General features: G+C 62.0%; 3 protein-coding genes and 2 pseudogenes. 1 reads left to right on the top strand and 4 read right to left on the bottom strand.

Annotated elements, in window-relative coordinates; genetic code table 11:
* From ABI213_RS12045 to urtA, 4 genes and pseudogenes are all read right to left on the bottom strand, one after another.
* A pseudogene (locus ABI213_RS12045) lies at window positions 1-141 on the bottom strand (ABC transporter ATP-binding protein); the annotation flags it as partial.
* A 30-nt stretch (window positions 142-171) separates the two neighbouring features.
* Window positions 172-1,359 (bottom strand): urea ABC transporter permease subunit UrtC, encoded by a 1,188-nt coding sequence (urtC, locus tag ABI213_RS12040; RefSeq protein WP_348004870.1) that lies wholly within the window; start codon window positions 1,357-1,359, stop codon window positions 172-174.
* Window positions 1,360-1,398: 39 nt separating this feature from the next.
* Window positions 1,399-2,313, bottom strand: coding sequence for an urea ABC transporter permease subunit UrtB (gene urtB, locus ABI213_RS12035; protein WP_348004871.1), 915 nt, complete (start codon window positions 2,311-2,313; stop codon window positions 1,399-1,401).
* A gap of 210 nt (window positions 2,314-2,523) precedes the next feature.
* Window positions 2,524-3,795: an urea ABC transporter substrate-binding protein gene (urtA, locus tag ABI213_RS12030; protein WP_348004872.1), complete on the bottom strand. Its 1,272-nt coding sequence runs from the start codon at window positions 3,793-3,795 to the stop codon at window positions 2,524-2,526.
* A 178-nt stretch (window positions 3,796-3,973) separates the two neighbouring features.
* Between urtA and ABI213_RS12025 the strand changes: the two are divergent.
* Window positions 3,974-5,826: pseudogene (locus tag ABI213_RS12025) on the top strand (hybrid sensor histidine kinase/response regulator); the annotation flags it as partial.

The following is a 5,826-nucleotide window of genomic DNA, read 5'->3' as shown; positions in this document are numbered from 1 at the left end:
GGTCTTGCCGGCGCCGTTGGGGCCGATGATGACGCGCAGCTCGTTCTTGTCGATGTAGAGGGTCAGCGCATCGATGGCCTTGAAGCCGTCGAAGGATACGGTCAGGTCTTCTACCGCGAGGGCAAAGTCGGTATTGCTCATGGTGGTGCTCGGTTGGCTGCTACAAGGGGGCTAGACGCTTTGGCCGCGCACGCCTTCGGGCAATGCGGGGGAGGCCTTGGACGTCGTGGGTGCTGGTGCAGCGTGGTTGGGCGCGGGTACTTCTGCACGGCGCAGCGCTTCGCGGCGGCTTTTCCACCAGGGCACGATGTGGCTTTCCCACAGCCCGGCCAGGCCCATGGGGAAGGCCATGGTCACGCCGATGAACAGGCCGGCCATCAGGAACAGCCACAGGTCGGGAAAACTCTCCGAGAAGAAGGTCTTGCCGGCATTTACCAGCAGGGTGCCGTAGACGGCGCCGACCAGGCTCATGCGCCCGCCAACGGCCGCGTAGATCACCATCTCGATAGATGGCACGATGCCAACAAAGCTAGGTGACATAAAGCCCACCTGCAGCGAGAACAACGCGCCGCCGATGCCCGACAGCGCCGCCGCCAGGCAGAAGGTGAAAACCTTGAAGTTGGCCACGTCGTAGCCTGAGAAACGCACGCGGTCTTCCTTGTCGCGCATGGCCAGCAGCAGGGTGCCGACCTTGCCGACCTGGATCCAGCGGCACAACAAAATGGCCAGCGTGAGTAGCGCCACGCACAGGTAGTAGAGGATGTACTTGGCGCTGTCGGTCCGGGTGTCCCAGCCAAGCACGGTCTTCAGGTCGGTCATGCCGTTGACGCCACCGGTGTAGCCCTGTTGGCCAATGATCAGCACGGTAAGGATAAGCGCTACGGCCTGGGTGATGATGGCGAAGTACACGCCGCCCACACGGCGCTTGAACATGGCGAAGCTCACGATCCAGGCCAAGAGTGTGGGCACGGCGATGACGGCGATCAGCGTCAGCGGCAGGCTCTTGAACGGCAGCCAGAAGGCCGGTAGCGCGGTGATCTGGTTCCAGTCCATGAAGTCAGGGATGCCGGGGGTGGACTGGATCTTGGTGGTGATCGGGTCCGAGGCTTCGAGCTTGAGGAACATCGCCATGGCGTAGCCGCCCAGGCCGAAGAACACGCCTTGCCCTAGGCTCAGCACACCGCCGTAGCCCCAGACCATCACCAGACCAATGGCGACGAAGGCATAGGTGAGGTATTTGCCGACCAGGTTCAGGCGGAAGATGTCGAGCGTGAGCGGCAGCACCACGGCGAGCAGAAACACCAGCAACACCACGCTGGTGAGCTGGTAACGCAATATCCAGAACTTGAGGGACTTCATGGGAGGGCTCCGGGACGAATCAAGAAAAAGGGGAAGTGCTTACCGACGTACTTTCGAGGCGAACAGGCCCTGCGGGCGCACCATCAAAATCAACACGATCAGCGACAGCGTGATCACCTTGGCCATAGAGCCGGCCAGGAAGAATTCGGTGATCGACTGGGTCTGCGCAATACCGAAGGCTGACACCACCGTGCCCAGCAGGCTGGCTGCACCGCCAAAGGTCACCACCAGGAATGCATCCACGATGTAGAGCGAGCCAGAGGTCGGTCCGGTGGAACCGATGGTGGTGAAGGCCGCACCCGCCATGCCAGCAATGCCGCAGCCGATGGCGAAGGTCAAGCGGTCGGTCTTTTGGGTGTCTATGCCGATGGCGTTGGCCATGACGCGGTTGCTGACCGTGGCGCGCACGCGCAGGCCCCAGCGGCTCTTGTGCAGCGCCAGCAAGATGCCGCAGGTGACGACGGCCGTCAGCCCCAGTACGAACATGCCGTTGATCGGGATATCGAGCCCCACGGACGGTGCCCACGAACCCAGCAGCCAGTCGGGCAGGGTGGGGCTGACTTCCTTCGGACCGATGAAAGTACGAAAGCATTGCTGCAACGCCAGGCTGACGCCCCAGGTGGCCAGCAGCGTGTCGAGTGGGCGTTTGTAGAGGTGGCGGATCAGGCTCCACTCCACCAGCCAGCCAGCGACGAACGCAAAACCGAAGGCCGCAAAGATGGCCAACGGAAAGTAGTACGGCATGAAGTGCGGCGCATGGGTGGCCGTGAGCGTCGAGCCCAGGTAGATGGTGTAGGCACCGATGGTCATGAACTCGCCATGCGCCATGTTGATCACGCCCATCTGGCCGAAGATGATTGCCAGCCCCAGGCCCATGAGCAGCAGCACTGCGAACAGGCTGAGGCCTGCGAAGCCCTGCATCAGGCCGATGTTCATCATTTCTGAAATGGTCATGGCGCAGTCCGTTAAAACAAGAAGCAATTCAATTCAAAACAACGAGCGGGCTTCGCACCGGCAAGCGCAGCGAAGCCCCTTCGTGAGACACCGCGGAACTGGCTTTGCCAGGCCGCTGGTGTCGCCCCCTGCAAGGGGGGAGGAGCTACATGCGTTATCGACCCTTTGGGCCGATTCCGGGGCAGTGAGCGACTTGGGGGTGAGCCCAGTTCACTGATAACCTTTAGGAAACGGATCGGGTTTGATCAGCTCTGGCGACTCGGAGACGACTTTGAACGTCGCATCCGGCATGCCCATGGCGATGCGGGACTTGCTCCACAGGTGGTGGTTCGGGTCGAGCTTCACGTAGCCTTCGGGGGCGGTTTTCAGCTCGATGCCGGGCGAGGCAGCGACCACTTTGTCCACGTCGAAGCTCTTGGCCTTTTCGACAGCGGCCTTCCACAACCAAGGGCCGAGGTAGCCGGCCTGGGTTACATCGCCGATAACGGAGTCTTTGCCGTACTTGGCTTTGAATGCAGCGACAAACTTTTTGTTGTTGTCGTTCTCCAGGCTTTGGAAATACTTCATGGAGGAATAGAAGCCGGCAAAGTTTTCGCCGCCCACGCCGGTCATTTCGTCTTCGGTGACCGACAGCGTTACCAGCAGCTGCTTGTCGCCGGTAATGCCAGCGGCTTTCAGTGCCTTGTAGAAAGCCACGTTGGAGCCACCGACCACAGCGACGAACAGGCAGTCTGGCTTTTGCAGCTTGATCTTGTTCATCAGTGAGCCGAAGTTGGTGCTGCCCAGCGGGTAGTACTCTTCGCCGACGACCTTGCCCTTCTGGAAGTTCTCGATGTGCTTGCGAGCGATCTTCATCGAGGTGCGCGGCCAGATGTAGTCGGAGCCGATCAGGAAGAAGCTTTTCGCTTTCTTTTCCGTCTTCGCCCATTCCAGGCTGTACAGAATTTGCTGCGTGGCTTCCTGGCCGGTGTAGAACACGTTCTTCGACTGCTCCAGGCCTTCGTAAAAGGTGGGGTAGTAGAGCAGGCCGTTTTCTTTCTCGAACACGGGCAACACAGCTTTGCGTGAGGCGGATGTCCAGCAGCCGAACACGGCGGCGCAGTGGTCGTTGATCAGCAGCTTCTTTGCCTTCTCGGCGAAGGTTGGCCAGTCGGAGGCACCGTCTTCCTTGATCACCTTGATCTTGCGGCCCAGGATGCCGCCCATCTCGTTGATCTGGTCAATAGCGAGTTGCTCGGCCTGGATCGCACCGGTCTCGGAGATCGCCATCGTGCCGGTGGCGGAATGCAGCTGGCCGACGATGACCTCGGTGTCCGTCACCGCCAGCTTGGTGGTGTTCACCGCGGCCGTGGACTGGGCCGAAGACCAGGCAGGCAGCCCGGCCACCGATGCGGCGCCCAGCGCCTGCAGCAAACGGCGGCGGCCCGCGTCCGTGGTGGCCGTTTGTGTGATTGGGACGTTGGCGTCGGGTGTGTGCTTCATAGTGAAAACGCTCCTTGCAGCGGACAGGTTGAGGGTTGGGCGGTTGGTAGGGCGGGGGTGCCGCGCTGGAATGAATCCTAGGGACAACCCGCAGTTCGCCCCATACGTCAATTAACGTAGACGCTGCTCGGTGCGGGTGGTTGGCGCGTGCCTAGAACGTTTCTTGCATGTCGTGTGCATGGCCTCTCCCTCTATGCCCGAACCGCAAACTGCGCCGCAGACCATCTTCCGTTTCCGCCGGGAATACAACGCCTGGGTGGCTGACGAGACGATGGAGGACTACGCGCTGCGTTACACGCCGAAGAGCTTTCGACGCTGGAGCGAATTCCGCGTGGCCAACACGGCGTTTGGCTCCTTGTCGTTTCTGGCGCTGGAGGCGATTGGGGGTGCCATCGCGCTGAACTACGGCTTCAGCAATGCGATGTGGGCGATCCTGGCGGTCGGGCTGATCATCTTCCTGACGGGCCTGCCTATCGCCTACTACGCAGCACGTTACGGTCTGGACATGGACCTGCTGACGCGCGGTGCGGGTTTTGGCTATCTGGGCTCGACCATCACCTCGCTGATCTACGCGGTGTTCACCTTCATCTTCTTCGCGCTGGAGGCGGCGATCATGGCGCTGGCACTCCAGATGGTGGTCGATTGGCCGCTGGAGTGGTGCTATGTGTTGTCGTCCGTGGTGATCCTGCCGCTGGCCATGCGCGGCATCACGCTGATCTCCAAGTTGCAGGCCTGGACGCAGCCGCTGTGGCTGTTTTTGCTGCTGCTGCCATTCGTGTGGATTGCGCTGACGCAGCCGCAGCTGTACCGCGACTTCACCGGCCTGTCGGGCCTGCGCTCGGGCAGCAGTGGCTTCGATCCGCTGATGTTCGGCGCGGCGGCAGCCGTGATCTTCTCGCTGGTGGTACAGATCGGCGAGCAGGTGGACTTCTTGCGCTTCCTGCCGGAGCGCACCGCCGCCAACCGCAAGCGCTGGTGGGGGGCAGTGCTGGTGGCTGGCCCGGGCTGGGTGGTCATGGGCATGCTGAAGATGGCCGGTGGCGCCTTCCTGGCTTTTGCCGCGCTGCAGTTCGAGGTGGGCGCGTCGCGCGCGGCCGAGCCCACGCAGATGTTTTTGGCCGGTTTTAACCAGATCATGCGTGCGGTGGGCATGCCCGGTATGGCCGTGGGTATTACCGTGCTGTTCGTGGTGGTGTCACAGATCAAGATCAACCTGACCAACGCCTACGCCGGCTCGCTGGCGTGGTCCAACTTTTTCGCCCGGGTCACGCGCAGCCACCCGGGCCGCGTGGTGTGGCTGGTGTTCAACGTGGGCATCGCCACGCTGCTGATGACCATGGGCGTGTTCGGTGCGCTGGAGAAGGTGCTGGCGGTGTACAGCAATGTGGCCATCGCCTGGGTGGGGGCGCTGGTGGCCGATCTGGTCATCAATAAGCCGCTGGGCCTGTCGCCAAAAGGCATCGAGTTCCGCCGTGCCCACCTGTATGACTTCAACCCGGTGGGCTTGGGCGCGATGGTATTGGCTGCCATCATCGCCTGCTGTGCCTATGCCGGCCTGCTGGGTGAAACGGCGGCCGCGTTTTCTCCTTTCGTTGCGCTGGTGGTGTCGATGGCGCTGGCACCGTTGCTGGCCTGGGCCACCGGCGGGCGGTATTACTTGGCGCGCTCACCCGACACCGGCTGGCAGCCCGGTGAGATCGTGCGCTGTACCGTCTGCGAGAACCAGTTTGAATCGGAAGACATGGCGCGTTGTCCAGCCTACGGCGCACCTATTTGCTCCTTGTGCTGTTCGCTCGAATCGCGCTGCCACGACCGCTGCAAGACCGGTTCGCGTGCCACCGACCAGCTGCGTGCCGTGGCTGCGCTGCTGCTGCCGCGCCAGTGGGCGGTCAAGGTCAACTTCCGGCTCGGCCAGTATGTGATGGTGATGTGCACGCTGTGTGCGGTGATGGCCTTCCTGGTTGGCGTGGTCTACGTGCAGGAAAGTCTGGAGACACCGGCGCAATTTTTGCGCGCGCCGTTCCTTAAGGT

The sequence above is a fragment of the Rhodoferax sp. genome, from assembly GCF_039922535.1.
Lineage (GTDB): Bacteria > Pseudomonadota > Gammaproteobacteria > Burkholderiales > Burkholderiaceae_C > Rhodoferax_B.
Note: the sequence above shows the minus strand (reverse complement) of the source record. Positions and strands in the feature narration are given on the sequence as shown.